This is a genomic window from Chryseobacterium taeanense (assembly GCF_900099685.1).
GTDB classification, from domain to species: domain Bacteria; phylum Bacteroidota; class Bacteroidia; order Flavobacteriales; family Weeksellaceae; genus Chryseobacterium; species Chryseobacterium taeanense.
This window is the reverse complement of the sequence record NZ_FNDW01000001.1, coordinates 63,548-85,857: the sequence shown is the minus strand read 5'-3', so window position 1 is coordinate 85,857 and position 22,310 is coordinate 63,548. Positions and strand designations below refer to the sequence as shown.

Annotated in this window: 23 protein-coding genes; 19 read left to right on the top strand and 4 right to left on the bottom strand. The window is 35.0% G+C overall.

The genetic code is table 11. The features are described 5' to 3' along the window. Positions 1-72 precede the first annotated feature (72 nt). From tilS to BLR30_RS00370, 6 genes are all read left to right on the top strand, one after another. The gene (gene tilS / locus BLR30_RS00395; RefSeq protein WP_089853098.1) at positions 73-1,401 is read left to right on the top strand and encodes a tRNA lysidine(34) synthetase TilS; all 1,329 of its coding nucleotides are present in this window, start codon (positions 73-75) and stop codon (positions 1,399-1,401) included. 2 nt (positions 1,402-1,403) lie between these two features. Then, on the top strand, positions 1,404-3,470 hold the full coding sequence (locus BLR30_RS00390; protein WP_089853096.1) for a protein-disulfide reductase DsbD family protein: 2,067 nt from the start codon (positions 1,404-1,406) through the stop codon (positions 3,468-3,470). 213 nt (positions 3,471-3,683) lie between these two features. After that, positions 3,684-4,211, top strand: coding sequence for a biopolymer transporter ExbD (locus BLR30_RS00385; protein WP_089853094.1), 528 nt, complete (start codon positions 3,684-3,686; stop codon positions 4,209-4,211). Between the two features lie 61 nt (positions 4,212-4,272). Then, positions 4,273-4,782, top strand: a complete 510-nt coding sequence (locus tag BLR30_RS00380; RefSeq protein WP_089853092.1) for a hypothetical protein — start codon at positions 4,273-4,275, stop codon at positions 4,780-4,782. A 12-nt stretch (positions 4,783-4,794) separates the two neighbouring features. After that, entirely contained in the window at positions 4,795-5,577 is a 783-nt protein-coding gene (locus BLR30_RS00375; protein WP_089853090.1) for an alpha/beta fold hydrolase, read from the top strand. Position 5,578: 1 nt separating this feature from the next. Then, positions 5,579-6,391: a patatin-like phospholipase family protein gene (locus BLR30_RS00370; protein ID WP_089853088.1), complete on the top strand. Its 813-nt coding sequence runs from the start codon at positions 5,579-5,581 to the stop codon at positions 6,389-6,391. A gap of 46 nt (positions 6,392-6,437) precedes the next feature. Here BLR30_RS00370 and BLR30_RS00365 read toward each other — a convergent pair whose 3' ends face one another. After that, positions 6,438-7,445 (bottom strand): DHH family phosphoesterase, encoded by a 1,008-nt coding sequence (locus tag BLR30_RS00365; protein WP_089853086.1) that lies wholly within the window; start codon positions 7,443-7,445, stop codon positions 6,438-6,440. A 231-nt stretch (positions 7,446-7,676) separates the two neighbouring features. Between BLR30_RS00365 and rpmH the strand changes: the two genes are divergently transcribed. After that, a complete protein-coding gene (gene rpmH, locus BLR30_RS00360; protein ID WP_007843334.1) occupies positions 7,677-7,835 on the top strand; it encodes a 50S ribosomal protein L34 in 159 nt (52 codons plus the stop codon). A 153-nt stretch (positions 7,836-7,988) separates the two neighbouring features. Further along, positions 7,989-8,699 (top strand): cell division ATP-binding protein FtsE, encoded by a 711-nt coding sequence (locus BLR30_RS00355; RefSeq protein ID WP_089853083.1) that lies wholly within the window; start codon positions 7,989-7,991, stop codon positions 8,697-8,699. A 54-nt stretch (positions 8,700-8,753) separates the two neighbouring features. On the opposite strand, the gene BLR30_RS00350 is transcribed toward BLR30_RS00355, so the two are convergent. The 3 genes from BLR30_RS00350 to BLR30_RS00340 are packed head-to-tail and all read right to left on the bottom strand — an operon-like array spanning position 8,754 to position 11,501. After that, positions 8,754-9,461, bottom strand: coding sequence for a tRNA1(Val) (adenine(37)-N6)-methyltransferase (locus tag BLR30_RS00350; RefSeq protein ID WP_089853081.1), 708 nt, complete (start codon positions 9,459-9,461; stop codon positions 8,754-8,756). Further along, complete coding sequence (locus BLR30_RS00345; RefSeq protein WP_089853078.1) at positions 9,461-10,915, bottom strand: sensor histidine kinase; 1,455 nt, start codon at positions 10,913-10,915, stop codon at positions 9,461-9,463. Before BLR30_RS00345 ends, BLR30_RS00350 begins: the two co-directional genes overlap by 1 nt. Then, a complete protein-coding gene (locus tag BLR30_RS00340) occupies positions 10,905-11,501 on the bottom strand; it encodes a riboflavin synthase (protein ID WP_089853076.1) in 597 nt (198 codons plus the stop codon). The genes BLR30_RS00345 and BLR30_RS00340 overlap by 11 nt, the downstream gene beginning before the upstream one ends. Positions 11,502-11,550: 49 nt before the next feature. Here BLR30_RS00340 and pdxA point away from each other — a divergent pair, with 49 nt between their 5' ends. From pdxA to BLR30_RS00285, 11 genes are all read left to right on the top strand, one after another. Next, positions 11,551-12,642, top strand: a complete 1,092-nt coding sequence (pdxA, locus tag BLR30_RS00335; protein ID WP_089853074.1) for a 4-hydroxythreonine-4-phosphate dehydrogenase PdxA — start codon at positions 11,551-11,553, stop codon at positions 12,640-12,642. An 84-nt stretch (positions 12,643-12,726) separates the two neighbouring features. Beyond that, the gene (locus BLR30_RS00330) at positions 12,727-13,245 is read left to right on the top strand and encodes a YceD family protein (RefSeq protein ID WP_089853072.1); all 519 of its coding nucleotides are present in this window, start codon (positions 12,727-12,729) and stop codon (positions 13,243-13,245) included. Between the two features lie 59 nt (positions 13,246-13,304). Continuing rightward, positions 13,305-13,508 carry a 50S ribosomal protein L32 gene (gene rpmF, locus BLR30_RS00325; RefSeq protein ID WP_007843326.1) on the top strand — a complete coding sequence of 68 codons (204 nt, stop codon included), beginning with the start codon at positions 13,305-13,307 and terminating at the stop codon, positions 13,506-13,508. A gap of 126 nt (positions 13,509-13,634) precedes the next feature. Beyond that, on the top strand, positions 13,635-14,120 hold the full coding sequence (accB, locus tag BLR30_RS00320) for an acetyl-CoA carboxylase biotin carboxyl carrier protein (protein WP_089853070.1): 486 nt from the start codon (positions 13,635-13,637) through the stop codon (positions 14,118-14,120). A gap of 150 nt (positions 14,121-14,270) precedes the next feature. Further along, positions 14,271-15,626: an acetyl-CoA carboxylase biotin carboxylase subunit gene (gene accC / locus BLR30_RS00315; protein ID WP_089853068.1), complete on the top strand. Its 1,356-nt coding sequence runs from the start codon at positions 14,271-14,273 to the stop codon at positions 15,624-15,626. A gap of 270 nt (positions 15,627-15,896) precedes the next feature. Further along, complete coding sequence (gene rocD, locus BLR30_RS00310) at positions 15,897-17,144, top strand: ornithine--oxo-acid transaminase (protein ID WP_089853066.1); 1,248 nt, start codon at positions 15,897-15,899, stop codon at positions 17,142-17,144. Between the two features lie 194 nt (positions 17,145-17,338). Then, on the top strand, positions 17,339-18,085 hold the full coding sequence (locus BLR30_RS00305) for a glycosyltransferase family 2 protein (protein ID WP_089853064.1): 747 nt from the start codon (positions 17,339-17,341) through the stop codon (positions 18,083-18,085). A gap of 5 nt (positions 18,086-18,090) precedes the next feature. Next, positions 18,091-19,080 carry a WaaS/CpsH family glycosyltransferase gene (locus BLR30_RS00300; RefSeq protein WP_089853063.1) on the top strand — a complete coding sequence of 330 codons (990 nt, stop codon included), beginning with the start codon at positions 18,091-18,093 and terminating at the stop codon, positions 19,078-19,080. A gap of 2 nt (positions 19,081-19,082) precedes the next feature. Further along, positions 19,083-20,273, top strand: coding sequence for a glycosyltransferase (locus tag BLR30_RS00295; protein ID WP_089853061.1), 1,191 nt, complete (start codon positions 19,083-19,085; stop codon positions 20,271-20,273). A 1-nt stretch (position 20,274) separates the two neighbouring features. Further along, positions 20,275-21,306, top strand: a complete 1,032-nt coding sequence (locus tag BLR30_RS00290) for a glycosyltransferase family 2 protein (protein WP_089853059.1) — start codon at positions 20,275-20,277, stop codon at positions 21,304-21,306. Positions 21,307-21,316: 10 nt separating this feature from the next. Next, entirely contained in the window at positions 21,317-22,297 is a 981-nt protein-coding gene (locus BLR30_RS00285; protein WP_139164560.1) for a WaaS/CpsH family glycosyltransferase, read from the top strand. Positions 22,298-22,310: the final 13 nt, after the last annotated feature.

Below are 22,310 nucleotides of genomic sequence, written 5' to 3'. Positions count from 1 at the left end.
TAGACATCCAAAGGTAACAAAATTCATTTTAATTATATCGATTATCTTTGTACAAAGAAATTCTCAGCATATATGTTGGAAACAACGGCCTTTAAAAATCAATTAGAAAATCTCGTTCAGTCACCTGAGACACAAACCTATCTCCTGACGGTAAGCGGTGGTGCAGATTCTATGGTCATGGTCTACTGTTTTAATGATTTAGGACTGCAGTTTCAGGTGGCCCACATTAATTATAAACTGCGCGGACAAGACTCTGATCTGGATCAGAAGGTGGTAGAAGATTTTTGCAAAAAAAATAATATTAAATTTCATTTATATAAAGTTTCCGACAAGGATAAAAAGCCCGAAAATTCTATTCAGCTATGGGCAAGGGAATTGAGGTATGATTTTTTCAACCGAATTCAGGAGAAAGAAAATCTGAATTTTTTAGTGACCGCCCATCACCTGAACGATCAGCTCGAAACCTTCATCATCAATCTTTCAAAAGCAGCCGGAATAAATGGTTTGAGCGGAATCCCTGCCAACGATAATAATATTTTACGGCCTCTTTTATCTTTCACAAAAGAAGAGATTTACATATTCGCAAAAGAAAATAATATTGAATACCGCGAAGATCTTTCCAATCAAAAAAATGATTATTTAAGAAATAAAATACGGAACGAGATTGTTCCGAAATTACTAGAGACAAACGATCATTTTCTTGAAAACTTTAAAAAAAGCTCATTGTATCTAAATCAGACAAAAGATTTTGTACAAGAACAGATTCAGGAAATTGAAATCCGTATTATCGTATTTAACCCATCTCATAAAATTTTATCAAAAGAGCAGCTTGATCTGGAAAGTGATTTCGTGAAATTTGAGATATTGAAAAAATATGGTTTCAACAATGAAGAGGAAATTCCGAAAATTTTTAAAGCAGAAAATGGCAGCTCCTTTTTTTCTAAAGATTATCAGTTGATTGTAAATTATGGAGAATTGGTTTTAATGGAAAGAAAGACGGAAGATGAAAAATGGAAGAAAAATAATTCTGAAGAGATTCTTTTAATTGAAAAATTTGACTTCTCAGAAAACCAAATCGCTCTTAATCTCGAAAATATAGTAGAAATTGAATCAATCAATAACAACTTTGAATGGGAGTTCGATGCAGAAAAATTGAGTTTTCCTCTACGCTTGAGAAGGCAAAAAGAAGGAGACGAGTTTTATCCCGTGGGATTTTCAGGAAAAAAGAAAGTTTCTAAGTTTTTTAGGGACGAAAAAATATCTATTTTAGCAAGGCAAAAAATCTGGCTTCTGACTGACAGTGAAAATTCCGTACTCGGAGTGATTCCTTTCAGGCAAGACCGGAGAAATGCAGGAAATGAGAAGTCTGGATACGTTCTCAAAATTTTTAATAAGAAGTAAAAATGAAATTTAGAAACTGGTTTTTATTAATTCTGATGTTTTTGGCAACCGGAATTAATGCACAAATCAAAAATCCTGTAAAATTTAAATTTACAATCAACGAGTTAGGAGACAATCAATACGAAGCCGTACTGAATGCAACCATGGAAAGCGGCTGGCATATTTATTCCAAAGACATTCCGGAAGATACAGGAATTCCGACTGATTATAAAGTTTCGGGTAAGAATATCGAACTGATCGGCAAGTTTACTGAAACTGGTAAAAAACATGAAGAGTTTTCTGAAGCTTTTGGCGGGAAAATCATTTTCTACTCCAATTCTGCAGGCTTTAAACAAAAATTCAAATTAAAAGACCCTACAAAACCCGGAGATGTTGTTGCTGAAATTACGTATCAGACCTGCGACGACAGAGTTTGCCTGGCACCCAACACACTGGAATTCAATAAACAGGTAACACCAAAAGGTACGGTCGAGACTAAAGCAGAAGAAAAAACGGAAGCAAAAAAAGATTCTGTCTTAATAACTGAAACTGTAGTGGAAGATCCGGTGAAAAATATTGTAACCGTAACAGAAACCTCTAAACTGGATCCCAAACAGCTGAAAATAGAATCTATCGATTTCCAGAAACCTCTTACAGACTGCGGAACTGCTGCAACAAAAGTCGCTGAAAATTACTGGACGTACCTATTCCTCGGATTTATCGGCGGGTTGATTGCCTTGCTTACACCGTGCGTTTTCCCTATGATTCCTTTGACTGTTTCCTTCTTTACCAAAGGCAGCATGAATAAGGCAAAAGGTAAAAGAGATGCATTTATATACGGATTTTTCATTCTTCTGATCTTCGTTCTCTTAAGTGTTCCCTTTCACATCATTGATGGGATTGCAGGTAATATTTTCAACGAAATATCAACTAGCGTATGGCTGAATATCGCATTCTTCATCATCTTTATTTTCTTTGCAGGAAGTTTCTTCGGATATTATGACATTACCTTACCAAGCTCTATAGCAAATAAATCATCAAAAGCGGAAGAAGCGGGAGGAATTATCGGAATTTTCTTCATGGCGTTGACGTTAGTAATTGTTTCATTCTCTTGTACAGGCCCAATTTTAGGAAGTTTATTGGGAAGTGCCGTAACGGGCTCTGCTAATGTTCCTATGCTGCTGACATTTGCTTTGGCAGGTTTCGGACTGGCATGGGCAATCATCTTCGGATTATTGGCTTTATTTCCGCAGGCCTTACAAAGCCTTCCAAAATCAGGAGGCTGGATGAATACGGTAAAAGTTGTTTTAGGTTTCGTGGAATTAGCATTAGCATTGAAATTTTTATCTAAAGCGGATTTAGTTTCCAAAACATTCTTGTTAAAAAGAGAACTATTCATTGTCATCTGGATTCTTGTGGCTTTAGGTTTAGCATTATATTTACTTGGATTAATCAGATTCCCGCACGATGATAAAAAACCGAAAATCTCTATAACAAGAAAAATTCTTGGAGCTTTAGGATTCGGATTTGTGATTTATCTTATTCAGGGATTAATTCCGTCCGACCGTCCGAAACTTCAATTATTGAGCGGAATTTTGCCTCCTTTAAATGTAAGTTATTTCCATGATGAAAAAGACGGAATTCTAGGAATGCATCCTGAACATGATTTTTTTAAAGCGGTTGAACTCGCTAAAAAGGAAGACAAGCCGATCTTAATTGATTTCACGGGCTACGGATGTGAAAACTGCCGTAAAATGGAGGAATTTGTTTGGAGTGAAAGTGACATTTTACCGATTCTTCAGAATGATGTTGTGTTGGCTTCTCTTTATGTGGACGACAAAGAAGAACTTCCTGAAGATCAGAAAACAAAAATTGATCTTGGTGACGGACAAGTAAAAAAAGTAAAAACAATAGGCGACAGATGGAGTCTGTTCCAGCAGGTGAATTTTAATAATAATTCCCAACCGCATTATGTATTGGTAACTCCGGATGGAAAAGTGATTAACACGCCGGTCTCAGGATATATGCCGAAAGAAGATTTCAAGAAATTCTTAGAATGTGGAGTAAATTATTATAAAAAGAATAAATAACATATCCCAAATATAGCAAAAGGCCTTTCCAGATTACTGAAAAGGCTTTTTTATTACACTGATTTATAGCAAACTATAACACATTTAAATCAAACAATGAAAATTCATCACAAAAATAAGTTTCAGGTATGAAATTTGCATCAATTATCTAAAATAAGTATAAATTCAACACTCTTATTTAAAAACTGTTTAACATTTTAAAAACTATTAATTATGGCTGAAGTAATTGCACAAGAGAAGCAAGGAGGAAACAAACAAAGAAAAAAAATGATCCGCGTGGATATGACTCCGATGGTAGATTTAGGATTTTTATTAATCACTTTTTTTATGTTTACCACGAATTTTACAAAACCTAATGTGATGGATTTGGGATTGCCGGCGAAAGATCCGAATCCAATTCCACAACCTACACCTCCGATTGATTTTAATAATCAAATAACATTTATCTTAGGAAAAGACAACAGGGTATTTTACCATCAGAAAACTAAGGAAGATTTAAATAAAAATAATTTAAAAGAAACCGATTTCAGTGGAATCAATATCACCAAAATCATTTCCGAAGCTTATAATAAGGCTCCCAAAAAAGAAAATTTCACCATCATCATTGAACCCACAGATGATGCCAATTACAAAAATTTCGTAGATATTCTGGATAATGTCGCGATCTCCAAAAAAGAACGTTACGGAGTCACCGACATTAAACCGTGGGAAAAGAAAGTTTATGATGAATTAACCAAATAAACATTAAAGGGCATTTTCAGAATGCTCTTTTTTTATCTATTTTTGGATATAATTTTATTCAATGAAAAACTTCTTAACCGCACTGGCTATTTCAGTTTTAATGGTTTCATGCTCTAAAAAAGAGACAACCGCTACTCCAGCCAAAACAGACAGTACAAAAATTGTAGATTCCATTAATGCAGCAAGAACAAAAATCAACGACAGCATTAAATCTAAAAATCATTTCAAAGATTTTAGCGGAACTCACAAATTCACCCATAATTCAATAAAAGGATCAGGAACGGTAGAATTTAAAAAAATTGACGGTGAAGCAGACCATTACAACGTTACCGGAGATATAAAATCCGGAAAAGACTATTTACATATGAATGGTTTTATGGCTGTAGTTTCCGAAAAACACATGAATTTCACAGGAAATATTTCTGAAAGCATCTCTGAAAACGACAACGGAAAACCTTACATAAGAAAAGGAACAAAAACCTTCATGTCCAAAGATGGAGGAAAAACCTACAGATTACAGGATATGGTAAATGGTTCGGGATTTGTTGAGTATATTGACATCCATTTTTAATCGCAGAAAATTATGTTAAACTACGAAATAAAAGGACGCGGAAAAGAAATGCTGGTTCTCCTCCATGGCTTTATGGAAAACCTTTCCATCTGGAGCGATATGGAATCTCATCTTTCTGAAAATTTTTCATTGTTAAAAATCGACCTTCCCGGTCACGGAAAATCAGAAATCATTTCTGAAGTTCAGACTATGGAAATGATGGCTGAAGAAGTAAAAAAGGTACTCGATCATCAGAATCTCCAAAAAGTGCATTTGCTGGGACATTCCATGGGTGGATATATTTCTTTGGGTTTCGCCGAAAAATATCCTGAATACCTGAAAAGTCTAACGCTATTTTTTTCATCTTATCTTGCAGATGATGAAGAAAAGAAAGAACAACGCATTAAAAGCTACAGAATCATTAAAGATGCCTTTCCACATTATGTCAGAGCAGGAATTCCTAATCTTTTTAATCCTAATGAAAGAGATATTCTGGAAGGCAAAATAGAAACGGCTCTTGAAATTGCGCTATCCACAAATAATATGGGAGCTTTAGCTTCAGTAAAAGGTATGGTAGAAAGAACTGACAAAAAGCATATCCTGGAAAATCTTGATACCAAAATTTTAGTCCTTGCAGGCAAACACGACAACGCCGTAAAAACGGAAACAATGATTAAGCATCTTCCTGACAAAACCAATATTAAATCTTACATTCTCGACTGCGGACACAACGGCCACTGGGAAAAACCGTCTATCTGCGCAGAGATCATCAATACAGAGCTTCTTCACAATTTACCGAAACATTTAGTTTTCTGATATGCTGGATTTCTTGTTCAAAAAAAAGAAACCGGTTATCGGCCTTACGCTTTCAGGCGGAGGTATGCGTGGCATTGCACATATCGCAGTGCTGAAAGCCTTGGAAGAATACAACCTGAAGCCTGATATTATTTCAGGTACCAGTGCAGGATCAATTGTAGCAGCTTTTTATTCTTTAGGAAAATCACCGGATGAAATGATGGAGATTGTGAAGCAAACTACCTTTTTTTCAAGATCATATCTAAAGCTTTCCAAAAACGGAATTTTTAGTTCTAAATTTATCCTGAAACTTTTTATGGATCATTTTCCGGAAGATGATTTTAAAGTTCTAAAAATCCCGGTTTACGTTGCTGCCACTGAAATGACGCATGGAATCGTAGATTTCTTTTCAGAAGGCGAACTTTTCGGTCCGCTGCTTGCTTCATCGAGCGTTCCTTTCATTTTGCCCCCGGTGAAAATTGGTGAAAAAATTTATGTTGACGGCGGCGTTTTAGACAATCTTCCGATTGAACCCATTATTGACAAATGCGACTTTTTAATTGCGTCTCACGTTAATTCCATCAGCTACGACAGCCTCGAAAAAATGAGTTTGATGAAAGAATTTGACCGCATTCTTCACCTTGCCATAGCAAAATCAGTTTATTCTAAAGCAAAATCTTGTGATATTTTCTTAGATCCGCCTAAAATGACAAAGTTCAGTTTATTTAATAAGAAGTTTCTTGATATCATGTTTCAGGAAGTCTATGAATATACCTGTAAAGAGCTTGAGGAAAAGGGATATTCAAAAAGCATATCATTGCGAGGAACGGAGTGACGAAGCAATCTCTCAATTAAAATATTTACAAAATTATTAATATTAATTACAACCTTTCTTCAGCCTCTATTCTATTTTTAAAAGTTTCAATCGTTTCGTGAAGAGCTTCAAGGGATTTTCCTCCAGCTGCGTTAATATGACCTCCTCCACTGAAATATTTTCTTGAGAATTGATTTACATCCATATCGTCCTTACTTCGGAAAGAAATTTTAATGAAATTTTCGTAAAGATCTTCCATGAAGAAAGCTGCCATCTTCACCCCCATAATACTTAGTCCGTAGTTTACAAAACCTTCTGTATCTCCTTTTTGAAAACCATACTCTTTCAATTCTTCTCTTGTAAGATAGAGAATTGCTACCTTACCTTCTTTTACCACCTCTATTCTTCCTAAAATCAAAGCTAATAAATGAAGACGTGAAACAGTATTGGTATCCCATGTGTTTGAAGTAATCATTGCGGGATCTGCTCCATGTTCGATCAGATTCGCGATAATCCTATGCGTTGTGGCACTGGTTGAACGGAAACGAAAACCTCCGGTATCTGTCATAATTCCTGTGTAAAGACATTCTGCAATATCTTTATCAACAAGTTTTTCATCATCAAGCGCTTCAATAAAATGATAAACCATCTGACAAGTCGCAGGAATAGCCGTTTCTGAATAGACGAAATCAAATTCTTCAGGCTGCTGATGATGGTCGATAAGAATTTTTTTAGCCGTTGCTTTTGTAAGCCAGTCTCCCAACAAACCTATTCTGGAAGGAGCATTGAAATCAAGACAAAAAATAACATCCGCTTCATTAATTAAATCAAAGGCAACTTTTCTTTTATATTCGGCGATCAAAACTTTTTTTGCTTCCGGCATCCACTTCAGAAACTTAGGAAAATCGTTCGGCACGATGACTTCAGCAAAAATTCCTTTAGCCTTAAGATAATGCTTTAAACCAAGGCTGGAACCGATAGCATCTCCATCAGGATTGTAATGGGTAAGTATCACGATTTTGTTTTCAGGAGTCAGTAATGTATTGATTTCTAAAAGTTCCGCTGGTGTAAACATGGGATGTTTATTTTCTTTAAAATTAAGTTTCCAAAGATAGAGCTTTTAAATAAATCGGAAAGCATTATTTTTGTATCCGGATAAACTGCGGTAGCATTAGGCTTTAATTATATCTTATAAAGAAGACATTAAAAATTTCAAAAAAATATAAGTAAAGTTTGTAACTTTTAAAAAATTGCATATCTTTGCAACCTGAAAATTAATAGATAATTACGATTTAAACATATAGTAATGAGTAAAAGAACATTCCAGCCATCAGAAAGAAAAAGAAGAAACAAACACGGTTTCAGAGAAAGAATGTCTACGCCAAATGGAAGAAGAGTTTTGGCTGCGAGAAGAGCTAAAGGCAGAAAGAGTTTAACTGTAAGTGCATCACGCGCTAAGAGATAATCTTTTTATTATCATATACGAATCATGCTTGAAAAGAAGTTTTTCAGGCATTTTTTGTTGTTAAAATTTCCTAAAATTTAGGTTCTTTATCCTTCTTTTTCCTATTTTTAAAATCTGAAAATATTTTTTAGAAAAGTACTTTAAAACCGAATTATGCCACATACAAATATTGCCGGAGACAACATTATCAGCCTGCAACACGCTAAGATTGCACAAAAAAACTTCACCGTACTTTCTGATGTAAATCTTAATATCAAGAAAGGAAGGTTCTGCTATCTTATCGGAAAAACAGGTTCCGGAAAAAGTTCACTGCTAAAAACTTTGTACGGGCACATACCTTTGGCATCAGGGCACGGAGCTGTTGTAGGCTTTGACCTTGCCAAACTGAGAGCTTCTGACGTTCCGAATCTGAGAAGAAAATTGGGAATTGTATTTCAGGATTTTCAGTTATTATCCGACAGAACAGTTGAAAAAAATCTGAAATTCGTACTTGAAGCAACCGGTTGGAGTGATAAAGTAAAAATGGAAGACCGCATCAATGAGGTTTTAGGAAGTGTAAACATGAAAAGCAAAAAACACAAAATGCCCCATGAACTTTCCGGCGGAGAGCAACAGCGTGTTGCTATTGCAAGAGCATTGCTTAACCACCCGGACTTGATTTTAGCAGATGAGCCTACCGGAAATCTCGATCCCGAGACATCCAACGAAATCATGACTCTGCTAAAACAGGTTGCTCTCGAAAACGGAGCCGCTGTAGTAATGGCAACACACGATTATCATATGATTCAGAACTTCCCGGGAGAAGCGATCAGATGCGAAGACGGAAAAGTATCTGTACTTGATACAGCAGAATTATTTGAATAAAAACAAATTAAAAGATTAAAAATTAGAGATTACGATATCACTAACTTCTAAAATCTAATTTCTAACTTCTTTTTTAAAGACATGAAACTCTTTAGTGAGTTCAAGATATTGGTCCGAGTATTGTCTCGGACTTTTTTCTATGGTAAATTCAGATTCTATGTAATCCTTTTTAGATAAGGAAAACTCAAGAATCAATCTTTTTATCTTTGAATTTTCGATTCCTTTTATATTAATTTTCCGTGTCAAAAACATTCTATTTTCATCAGCTATTGCAGTGAAATCACTTCCCGCTTCAGCTGGAATTATCACCGACAAAACACCTCCTTCAGAAAGCACTTGTGATGATTTTATAATAAGCTGGCGAAAATTCAATTCTACTGTTTGTCTTGCAATCTTATCTTTTTCAGAGTCTGAAGCTTCGAAATAAGGAGGATTAGAAACGATTAAATCAAATTTTTCATGTGTTTCAAATTCCTTAAAATCCTGATGTGCATTTTTCAATCTAGAAGAGAATGGCGAATTTTCAAAGTTAATTTTGGTAAGATCCGCAGCTTCTTTATTAATATCAATTCCAAAAAAATTGGCATCAGGGTTTCTCTGGGCAAGCATTAATGAAATCAAACCCGTTCCCGTTCCTATTTCGAGGACATGTAAAGCCTGATCTACATTTGCCAAAGCACCCAGCAAAACACCATCAGTTCCTACCCGAAAAACATTTTTCGATTGCTGAATGGTAAATTGTCTGAAGATAAAAGGTTTCACTATAAATTTGTCGGTAAAGTAATAGTAAATGTAGATCCTTTGCCGACTTCAGATTTCACACTGATTTCCCCCTTGTAATCTTCCACCATTTTTCTGACCATTGATAAGCCCAGTCCCATACCACTGTTTTTAGAGGTAAAATTGGGTTCGAAAATTCTTTCATAAATGTTTTCAGGAATTCCGACTCCATTATCCTGCACAGAAATAATTACTCTTCTCTGATGCTGCTCTACATCTACATTGATAATCAGTTTTCTTTCTTCGCTCTCCGCCTGCTTTGCATTGGTAACAAGATTTGTGATAATTCTGGAAAGATAAATCTTATCCATATTAATCATGATATTGCTTTTGTTTGAATGCATAAAGACATTTTCATCATTAAACACACGAAGGATATCTTCCACTTCGTTATTCAGATTGATGATTTCGTTATTTTTTTCAGGCAGTTTGGCAAATTCGGAGAACGCTGAAGCGACAGTGGCAATAAGATCGATCTGGTCGACCACCGTCTTGCTCATCTGCTTTACTTTCTCTCTTATGTTTGGATCTTCCGGGTCAAATTTCCGTTCAAAATTCTGAATCGTAAGTTTCATTGGCGTGAGCGGATTTTTCACTTCATGGGCTACCTGTTTGGCCATTTCCCTCCAGGCTTCTTCGGAAGCCTTGAATCGAAGTCGTTCTTTCTGATCCTGAATCTGAAGAATCATCCTGTTATATGCTCTCGCAAGGGCATTTAATTCATCATTTTTATAATATCTGATAGGACGCATTTCGTTTTCAAATAAAGTAATGCGGGTAATCATATCAGAAAATTTAGTAATATTTTTAGCCAGGCTATTAGACATCACCCAACTAAACCAAACACTGAATAAGATAAGAAAGATATCTACAAGAATAATGTATTTTACATAAATATTTAAAACATCAAAATAGGCAGATTCATTGTGGTACAACGGAATATAAACAATAGCTATCGGTTCAAGATCATTATTTTTCAGCAACAGGTAAGAAGAAGTAAATACCGCGTCACGTGATGCATCATAACCTTTGATATCAACTCTTGCTTTGGTCGCTAGTATTCTGTTGACAATGTTGATTGGTATTTTTTTCTGCTCTACAAGGTTTTCTTCCTTATTTGAAAGCAGATAATTTCCTTTTAAATCATATAAAATAATATCATGCTGATTGATATCTGCAATCTCGAAAATCTTATTATCAAGAAGCTTTGGAAGATCTTGGGTTTCGGTACGCTTCATACTCACCGCATAATCCAGAAACCGTATTACAGCTCCCGTTTTCTCCTGCATATCAATCCTGCTTTTAGTCGCAGAATTTTCCCTTAAAACAAAATAAGGAACCAGCGAAGAAGCCACTACACTTAAAAGACACACCAGCAAGAATCCGAAAAAGACACGGTTTCTTAAGCTATATCCTTTGTACACACTAATTGACATTCTGTTTATTAATTAACCTAGCAATATACTTACCAATTATATCAAATTCTAAATTAACCTTATCTCCTTTTTTTAAATATTTCATATTGGTAAATTCCCAGGTGTACGGAATAATAGCTACAGAAAAAGTTTGATCTTCACTTTTTGCGACCGTAAGACTTATTCCGTTTACAGTGATTGATCCTTGCGGAACAGTTACAAAACTGCCATCATTTTCGTATGACATGGTAATAAAATAACTTCCGTCTTTATTTTCGATGTCTATTACTTCGCCCGTTTTATCTACATGCCCCTGAACAATATGCCCATCAAGTCTTCCGTCCATTTTCATACAACGTTCAAGATTTACAACTGTTCCTACTTCCCACTTTCCGAGGTTTGTTTTTTCCAGGGTTTCATTAATGGCTGTCACCACATATCTTTCGCCGTCCGTTTTCACAACTGTAAGACAGCAGCCATTATGAGCCAAGCTCTGATCTATTTTTAGTTCATTGGTGAAAGGACATGTAAGGGTAAAATTAATGTTACTTCCGGATGTCTCAATTTTTTCAATTACTCCAACCGCTTCAATAATTCCTGTGAACATATTATTTTTTGCTAAATTTGTAGTTTATTAATCTTCAAAGATAATCAAAATGAGCCCAAAAAACCATAAAATACGAGTAGGAATTTCAATAGGAGATTTCAATGGCATCGGTCCCGAAATCATCATGAAATCCCTTTCAGAGAAAACAATTACAGATTTTTTCACTCCTGTGATTTTTGGTTCGGGAAAATTATTTACCTATCAGAAAAATATTTTAAAACTGAATATAAATTTCAATTACATCAACGAAGCCTCACAAGCTCAGGGAGGTAAGCTGAACATGGTAAATCTGGTGAAGGAAAACTCTACGGTAGAACTTGGCACACCAACGGAAGAATCCACAAAAATGGCTATTGATTCTCTTGAAGCTGCTACAGAAGCTTTATTAAAAGGAGAAATCGACGTTCTTGTTACCGCGCCAATCAACAAAGATGAAATGATGAAGATGGGTTTCAAACACGCAGGACATACCGGATATTTTGAAGAAAAATTCAATAAAAAAGGACTGATGTTTCTGGTAACGGAGGATTTAAAAGTAGCCGTATCAACTCATCACATTCCTTTAGCTCAGGTAGCTGAAAACATCTCTAAAGAGAAAATCAAGAAACAGATCCGAATTCTAAATCAGACTTTGATTGAAGATTTTAATATTTCGAGACCGAAGATCGCTGTTTTAGGGTTGAATCCTCATGCAGGTGACGGCGGCGTGATTGGAAAAGAAGAAATTGAAATTATTGTTCCGGCTATCAAAGAACTTTCAGACAATGGAATTCTTGCATTTGGACCCTTCCCCGCCGACAGCTTTTTCCAGCCAGAAAAATATAAAAATTTTGATGCGGTTTTGGCGATGTACCATGATCAGGGCTTAGCTCCTTTTAAAACTTTAGCTTATGAAGAAGGCGTAAATTACACAGCAGGACTTCCTTTCATAAGGACTTCTCCCGATCATGGAACGGCGTATGATATTGCAGGTAAAAATATTGCTGATGAGCAGAGTTTTACAGAAGCCATATTCACAGCTATTTCTATTTTCAGAAACAGAAGCGAATACAACGATTTGATGACCAACCGACTGCAACCTAAAAGAATGGTTGTAGACAACGGAATAGATGAAGATTTGCCGGACGAATCTGAAGGCTAAATCTTTAATACAGATTTTAAATTAATTTGTTTTAGAATTTATTTGTTATTATAAAAAAAATGCATATTTTTGCACACTCATTTTATGGACAAGTTAAGAAACTATGACGTAAGCTTTTCCGGGCTAAAAACCGGTAAGCACGAGTTCAGGTTTGAGATAGGTAAGGAGTTCTTTCAATTATTTGATACTGAACAGGAATTTACAAATCCAAGAATTTCAGTAGATGTTTTACTAGATAAACATTCTACCTTTCTGGAATTTGAAATAAAAGTAAATGGTACGGTAGAACTGGTTTGCGACATCACAACCGACAATTTTGACTACCCTATTGAAAATGAAATCAAGGTTCTGGTGAAATTCGGAGAAGAATATGACGACAGTGAGGAAGACGTTATTACGATACCTTCCAATGATCACGCTTTCAACGTAGCACAGCTGATTTATGAAAATGTTGCACTATCTATTCCGATGAAAAAGATATCGCCGAATGTAAGTGATGAAGATCTTGCCATCCTTGAGAAGTTTAGTCCGAAAGAAAATGAAGAAGAACCTGAAAGCGACCCTCGTTGGGACGCACTAAAAAATTTAAAGAATAAAAATTAAATAGTTTAATGATGAGATGATGAATCTCATCGCTCATCAATTAAAAAAGTTATTAGAAAATGGCACATCCAAAGAGAAGACAGTCGTCTACAAGAAGAGATAAGAGAAGAACACACTACAAAGCTGTAGTTCCTCAATTAGCTAAAGATGCAACAACAGGAGAGCTTCACCTATACCACAGAGCTCACTGGCATGAAGGAAAACTTTACTATAGAGGTAAAGTAGTATTGGAAAAAGAAGTAGCAACTACTGAAGAAAACTAAGAGTCGTTTTCACCGAAAAACACTCGTTTTTATACAAAAACCGCCCAATTTTTATAAAATTTGGCGGTTTTTTGTTGTTTTTTACGATTTTTTGGTATCTTTGACCCAAAATCAAATATCAAATTTATGGACATTAAAGACATACAAAATCTTATCAAGTTTGTGTCTAAAGCAGAAGTTTCTGAAGTAAAATACAAAACTAAAGATTTCGAAATCACTATTAAAACTCCATTAGCTGGTAGTGAAGTTGCTTATGCGCAACCTGCGGTTTATCATACTGCACCTCAACAGATGGCTGCTGCACCGGCACCTGCTGCAACTCCGGCGGCTGCCCCTGCATCAAGCACAGAAGCGGCTTCTGACGATAGTAAATATGTAACCATCAAGTCTCCGATGATCGGTACTTTCTACAGAAAGCCATCTCCGGACAAAGACGTGTTCGTAAATGTTGGTGACGAAGTTTCTAACGGAAAAGTAGTTTGCGTGATTGAGGCAATGAAGTTATTCAACCAGATCGAGTCTGAGGTAAGCGGAAAAATCGTTAAAATTTTAGTCGATGACGCAACACCTGTAGAATATGACCAACCTTTGTTCTTAGTAGATCCATCTTAATTTAGATGTTAGATGTTAGACATTAGATGTTAGAAGATGGAAGCGGGAAGATGGATGCTGGAATTTACCAGCTTTGATTTTATCCGATTCGCATCATCACATCACCGCATTATCTAATTTTCAAATTATCTAATTTTCAAATTTAAGAAGATGTTCAAAAAAATATTAATAGCCAATCGTGGCGAAATTGCAATGCGTATTTTACGTACTTGTAAAGAAATGGGGATCAAGACCGTTGCGGTTTATTCAACTGCAGACAAAGACAGTCTTCATGTAAGATTTGCTGATGAAGCAGTTTGTATCGGTCCTGCAATGAGTAAAGACTCATATCTCAAAATTCCTAATATTATTGCTGCTGCTGAAATTACAAACGCAGACGCAATTCACCCGGGATACGGTTTCCTATCTGAAAATGCTAATTTCTCAAGAATCTGCCAGAAAAACGGGATTAAGTTCATTGGTGCTACTCCAGAGCAGATCGAAAAAATGGGAGACAAAGCTAACGCAAAAGCTACTATGAAAGCTGCCGGCGTTCCATGTGTCCCTGGTTCAGACGGTTTGATAGAATCTTATGAACATGCTGTAAAGATTGCTGAAGAAACCGGTTATCCTGTAATGATTAAAGCAACTGCCGGTGGTGGTGGAAAAGGAATGAGAGCCGTTTGGAAAGCTGAAGACCTTAAAGATCATTGGGAATCTGCAATTCAGGAAGCTGTAGCAGCATTCGGAAACGGTGGTATGTACATGGAAAAACTGATTGAAGAGCCTAGACATATCGAAATTCAGGTTGCAGGTGACCAATTCGGTAAAGCTTGCCATCTTTCAGAAAGAGACTGTTCGGTACAGAGAAGAAACCAGAAACTGACTGAAGAAACTCCTTCTCCTTTTATGACGGACGAACTTCGTGAGAAAATGGGTGAAGCTGCTGTAAAAGCTGCAGAATTCATCGGATACGAAGGAGTAGGAACTATCGAATTCCTTGTGGACAAGCACAGAAATTTCTATTTCATGGAAATGAACACAAGAATTCAGGTAGAACACCCAATCACTGAACAGGTTATTGATTATGATTTGATCAGAGAACAAATTCTTTTAGCTGCCGGAACACCAATTTCAGGAATTAATTATTATCCTAAATTGCATTCCATCGAATGCAGAATCAATGCAGAAGATCCTTACATGGATTTCAGACCTTCTCCGGGGAAAATTACAGGATTAAATATTCCTGGTGGACACGGAGTAAGAGTTGACACACACGTTTATTCAGGATACACAATTCCTTCTAACTATGACTCAATGATTGCAAAACTGATCACGACCGCTCAAACACGTGAAGAAGCCATTGCAAAAATGAGAAGAGCATTGGAAGAATTTTATATTGAAGGTGTAAAAACAACCATTCCTTTCCACAGACAGCTGATGGATAACGAAGATTATCTTTCAGGAAACTATACGACAAAATTCATGGAGGATTTTGTAATGGATAGAAAGTATGATAATCATTAAGATGATTTTATATATAATTTGTAAACCGCTCTTTTTGGGCGGTTTTTTTTATGAAACTTTGTCAAAATTAACCAGTCCATTAAATTAATAAATATTAAAATTTATTTTTTAAAGATATAATAACTATAACCTATTATTTGAATGGGAAATATTTTCTGATTCACTTTTCCAATAGGCTTAAAAGTTCTTAAATTCAATGCTTTCTCAGCAAGAGGCTTCTGTTTAGCGATCTCATTTATAATGTTTACATTTGTGGAAAACCTAAAATTTATGTCAACAGCAGAAACAGTTAAAGATTCACAATATTTTATTGAGCTTGAAGACAAGCACGGCGCACACAACTACCACCCTCTTCCTGTAGTTTTAGACAAAGGAGAAGGCGTATTTGTATGGGATGTGGAAGGTAAGAAATATTATGATTTCCTTTCTGCTTATTCTGCAGTAAATCAGGGACACTCTCATCCAAAAATCGTAAATGCTTTAGTGGAGCAGGCTAAAAAGTTAGCTTTAACCTCAAGAGCTTTTTACAATTCTAAACTGGGAGAATACGAACAAAAGATTACTTCCCTTTTCGGTTTCGATAAAGTTTTACCCATGAATTCAGGAGCTGAAGCGGTGGAAACAGCAGTAAAATTAGCCAGAAAATGGAGCTATGAGGTAAAAGGTATTTCTGAAAACGCTGCGAAAATAATTGTCTGCGAAAATAATTTCCACGGAAGAACTACAACAATTGTTTCGTTCTCTAATGACCCTGATGCTAATCAAAACTACGGACCTTTCACACCTGGTTTTATTAAAATTCCGTATAATGACATTGATGCTTTAGAAGAAGTTCTTAACAGAGAAGCAGCAAATATTGCAGCATTTTTAGTTGAGCCTATTCAAGGAGAAGCTGGAGTTTATGTTCCTAATGAAGGTTTCCTAAAAAGCGCTTCCGAATTATGTAAAAAACACAATGTTCTTTTCATTGCAGACGAAGTGCAGACCGGAATTGCAAGAACAGGAAAACTGATTGCCTGTCATCACGAAAATGTACAGCCTGACATTTTGATTTTAGGAAAAGCATTATCTGGCGGTATGTATCCTGTTTCAGCGGTTTTGGCAAATAATGAAATCATGAACGTCATAAAACCGGGACAACACGGTTCTACATTCGGAGGAAATCCTATTGCCTGTGCGGTGGCAGTAGCAGCCCTAGATGTTGTAGAGGAAGAAAAACTATCTGAAAGAGCTGAAGAATTAGGGAAATTATTCAGAGCTGAGATTGAAAAAGTAATGGAGAAAACCACTCTCATTACAAAAGTAAGAGGAAAAGGTTTATTAAATGCTATTCTTATCAACGACACGCCCGACAGTTCTACAGCATGGAATATCTGCTTAAAACTAAAAGAAAACGGACTTTTGGCAAAACCAACTCACGGAAATATCATCAGACTGGCTCCACCATTGGTCATTACTGAAGAACAACTATTGGATTGTGTGAAAATCATTGAGAAAACCATATTGGAATACAAATAATTTTGGAATAGAATTTCAGAATCAAATATCGGGTATAACTGAAAAAAGTTATGCCCTTATTTTTTAACTGTAAATCAATATCATGAAATAAAATTCTTTTTAATTTTGAGAATAAACAGACCAAGATTTGTAAAAAAATTTAAATTAAACTTATCTTTGAAGATAAATTTATAATTATATTATCAATAAAGCTGATGAAGATAAGTGGCTTAATCATAACATACAATGAAGAAAAAAACATCAGGGAAGTTCTTGAATGTTTTGATTTTTGTGATGAAATCATTATTGTAGATTCATTCAGCACAGATAAAACGGTAGAAATCGCAGAACAATTTCCGAAAGTAAAAATCATTCAAAATACATTTGAAGATTTTACAAAACAACGGAACCTGGCACTTGATGCTGCCACGAACGACTGGGTTTTATTTCTTGACGGCGATGAGAGAATAACTGCGGCGTTGAGAAAAGAAATCATAGAAGAATTACAAAAACCAACACAAAAAGACGCGTATTATTTCTACAGGAAATTTTATTTTGCAGACAAACCCATCAATTATTCAGGGACGCAAACCGACAAGAACTTCAGGCTTTTCAGAAAATCTAAAGCGAGATATATCGCAGGAAGAAAAGTTCACGAAACGCTCGAAGTCAACGGAACTATCGGCGAATTAAAAAATAAACTTCTGCACTTTTCCGTTAGTGATTATGAGTCTTATAAAAAAAAAATGATCCATTATGGAGCGCTAAAAGGTCAGGAACTTGCGGCCAAAGGAAAAAAATACAGTCTTATAATTCAGTACTCAAAAACAGCTTTCAAATTTTTTAAGGCATACATTTTGCGTTTAGGTATTCTTGATGGAAAAGAAGGCTATCAGCTCTCTTATCTACAATCATTAAGTGTTTTTGAGACATACGAATCATTAAAAAAGGAGCAGAAATAAACTGGATGAAAATTTGTGTAATTAGTTTCGATTTCTGGGGATACGATCAATATATCGTTGAAAATCTGCGTTCTAAAAACATAGATGCCCACCACATTAAAATAGGAGATGTTACACATTCTAATTTTAGTGAAAGGGCGACTAACGCTGTGAGTAAAATCTTTCTCAATAAAAATCTGAAAACGGAGAAAAGGCAGAGATTTGTTACAGATTCTCTTGCACAGCTGGGACATCAGGATCAGATTCTGGTAATGAATCCCGATACGTTTGATCTTTCTACACTTCAGGAAATCAGAAAATATACCGACCGGCTCATCACCTATCTTTATGATAGCCTGGACAGAGTTCCGGTTGACAAGGAAAAGATTAATCTTTTTGACAAAATTTTTTCATTTGATATTGCCGATATACAAAAATATGGTTTTGAAAAGCTAACCAATTATATTTATATGCCCAATTGCCGAAGTGAAAACGCCACACCAGAAATGGACTTATTCTACATCACTTCTTATGATAATAAAAGGGTGGAATTCATTAAACTTCTTACCAAAAGGCTGCTCGAGCTACAATTAAAATTTCAGATCATTGTTATTGGAAAAAAGGGCTGGAAACATCAATTGAGAAATGCTTTTATTAAAATTCCCGAAAATCTGCATATTATTTTCAGCATAAAAAAAATAGACCATAAAAAACTTCCCGAATATTATAAAAATTCCCGAGCTTTGCTTGATCTTACACGTGAAAACCAGTACGGTCTAAGCTTCAGGGTTTTTGAAGCGATGGCCCTGAAGAAGAAAATCATTACTGATAATGAGTCTATTAAAAGTTATGATTTTTACAACCCTCAGAATATTCTGGTATTAAACGAAACATGTAGCAATCTCGATAAATCTTTTTTTGAGTCACCCTACGAAAAAGTTCCTGAAGAGATTTATTATAAATACACTTTGGAGCATTGGACGAACAAAGTTTTCGGGCTTAATAAAAAAACTTAGTAATGGGAATTATAAAGAGAATAAAAAAACACTTCAGAAGAAAAGAAAAACTAAAAACCCTTAATACGCAAGAAATTATCAATATAAAATTTCTTGATCCTTCAAAAAAAACTATTTTATTTACATCCCGAGATTTTCCCACCCATGATAAAGATTCAGGATCCAACCGACTTAAGGAGATTATTTTAATATATAAAAACTTAGGCTATAACTGTATTCTGTTTGCTCCTCATATGTTTGAAGATGATTTGTATGTAAAATTCTATCAGCAACATCATATTATCGTATTTGTAGAAAATGTAAAATTCAAAAATATTTATGATTTTCTTATTTCCTTAAAAAAAATTGATTTTATTTGGTTCAACGGTCCACTTGCACTCAATTTATTCTATAAAAAAATGAAAACGATTTTACCGCATGCGAAATTCATGTACGATATGGTGGATATTCATTTTTTACGATATAAAAGAGCTATTGAAATAGAACCGAATCGTATTTCATTAAAGAAAAAATATAAGCATTTTTTCCGTCTGGAAACAGTTGTTGCACCTCAACTTGATTATATCATTGCGATTTCTGATAAGGAAAAGGAGATTATGAGCCAGTACGCAGATAAAAATAAGATTATTACTATTTCCAACATCCATTATCCTAAAATTGATATTTCTGAAAGAAATGATTTTGCGGCAAGTAAAGGAATCATTTTCATCGGTTCCATTCATGAGCCTAATATTGATGCCGTAAAGTTTTTATATGATAAAATAATGCCTCTTGTATGGAATGTAAATCCGGAACTTGAGGTGAGCATTCTCGGAAATGTAGCCGACAAACTTGACCTTAAACTTTACCCTAAATTTAAATTTCTGGGGTTTGTAGAAAGTATTGAAGATCATTTTATGAAATCAAAAATAATGGTAGCTCCATTACGATTTGGTGCAGGTGTAAAAGGGAAGATCGGCCAGGCATTCGAATATTTCCTACCCGTAGTCACAACAGATATCGGAGCGGAAGGCATGCAGCTTGTCAATGAAAAAAATGTTCTGATAGCCAATGATGAAAAATCCTTTGCAAAAGCAATTATACACCTGAATAACGATGAAGATCTGTGGAATACACTTCGTGAACATTCAGTTGACAGTTTGAAACCGTTTTCAGTTGCGGCAGTAAGTGAAACCCTGAAAAAAATTAATTAGGATGAGTCTTTTGGTAAGCATTATTGTGCCATGTTACAACGCTTCACATTACATAGCAGATGTTCTTATAAGCATTCAGAATCAGACTTATAAAAACATTCAGTGTATTTTAATCAATGATGGAAGCACGGATAATACCCTGAACATCATTAAAACCTTTTCAGACGAAAGATTTCAAATTTACGATCAGGAGAACAAAGGACTTTCAGACACCAGAAATTTAGGAATAGAAAAATCTAAAGGTGATTTTATTTTTTTCTGTGACAGCGACGATCTTCTTCCTCCTAAAGCTATAGAAACTCTTATTTCCGCTTATACCGGAAAAGAAGATATTATTATCGGGAGAACAGCAACTTATGCATGGGACAAGAAAGAAAACATTTCATTTTTACCGCATCCCGGCAAACAGCAGATAATTTCCAACAACCATTCTGAAGTTCTTTTAAAAAATATTACAGAAGGTTTAAGCCCGATTGCTCAGAATAAACTTTATAAGAGATCATTTATAACAGAAAATAACCTGAAATTTTTTAGCGGAATTTATCATGAAGATGAGTTGTGGTTTTTCGAAACCATGTTCAGAGCTAGAAATGTAGTTTTCATCCCGGAAACCACTTACCTCTACACCATAGATAATGCACAGTCGATCACCAAAAAGAAAAGCGATAAAAATCTTTTAGGATATTTAAGCGTTATTAAAACCATTTATCATAGTTATTATCTGAAGTATCCTGACAGGAATATTAACGCATATTACATTGCTTATCTTAAGAAAATTATTATCGGAAATTTTAAGTATGATTCTAATTATTCCAAAGAAGCGGTGTTGGAAATGGAAAAAACTTTTAAAGAAGTAAACCCTGCATTTAGTGATCGTATTAATTTGAAAAACATTGATAAGACCTACTTTAAATACCTTAATAGCATAAGCCTGAAAAGCAGTGATGCTATAAAAAAAGAATATTTCAATCGTCCCGTCAACAGTCTGAGGAAGCATTTTAAAATTATATTATTCCGTCTTTTTAATTCCTAAATAAATGATGATGAATAAAGAAAAAATTCTTCTTGTGATGCCTGATTATTCGGATTTTCCACAACTTTTCCTGGATAATCTGAAAAATATAGGCTTTGAACCTTTTCTCCTTACAGATAAAGTTTCGAAATTCAGGTATAAAGGTCTGGAAAGTATTAAGAATTTTTTTGTTAAAAATATCTTCAGAAATAAAGAATATAAACAAAACCTCATCAAACGTCATTTCCTGGAAGAGCTTGAGCGTAATCTTTCTGCCATAGAAGGCCAGCTCGATTATATTCTTGTGATACGCCCGGATAATTTCCCGGTTTCATTCATAAAAAAACTGAAAACCAAAACTCCAAAACTAATTGCCTATCAATGGGATGGGATTGAAAAATTTCCGGAAGTTAAAAAGTATTTTGATCTTTTTGACACTTTTTTTTGCTTTGAAAAGTTAGAAAATCAGGAGAATATAAAACCTGTTACCAATTTCTATTTTGATCATCTTCCTCCTTACTATAAAGAGTATAATACAGAAAATCCGAGGCTTTATTTTGTAGGACTATATTGGAAAAGCAGGGAAGAAAAAATTGACACATTTATTGATAAGGTTTCCGATTTCAATGTAGATCTTTCAATATTCATTCAGTATTTCAAGGAACCTGAGAAAAAAAATCCAAAAATCACTTATATTAAGGACAGGATCACATTTGAAGACAATCTTGAAAAAGTAAAAAATTCCGACATCCTCCTTGATTTTGTTGATCCTTTGCACAATGGGCTTTCCATAAGATTTTTTGAAGGATTATATTACAGAAAAAAAGTAATTACCGATAATATCATGGTAAAAAATTATGACTTTTACCATCCGGACAATATCTTTGTCGTTGAAAATGGTAATTATAAGAATATTGATGCGTTTATAAAAAAGCCTTATCATGATCTACCCAAAGAAATTGTAAAAAAATATGGCTTCAGCAGCTGGATCCAAAAAATTATCAAAGGCTAAAAAACAGTAGCAA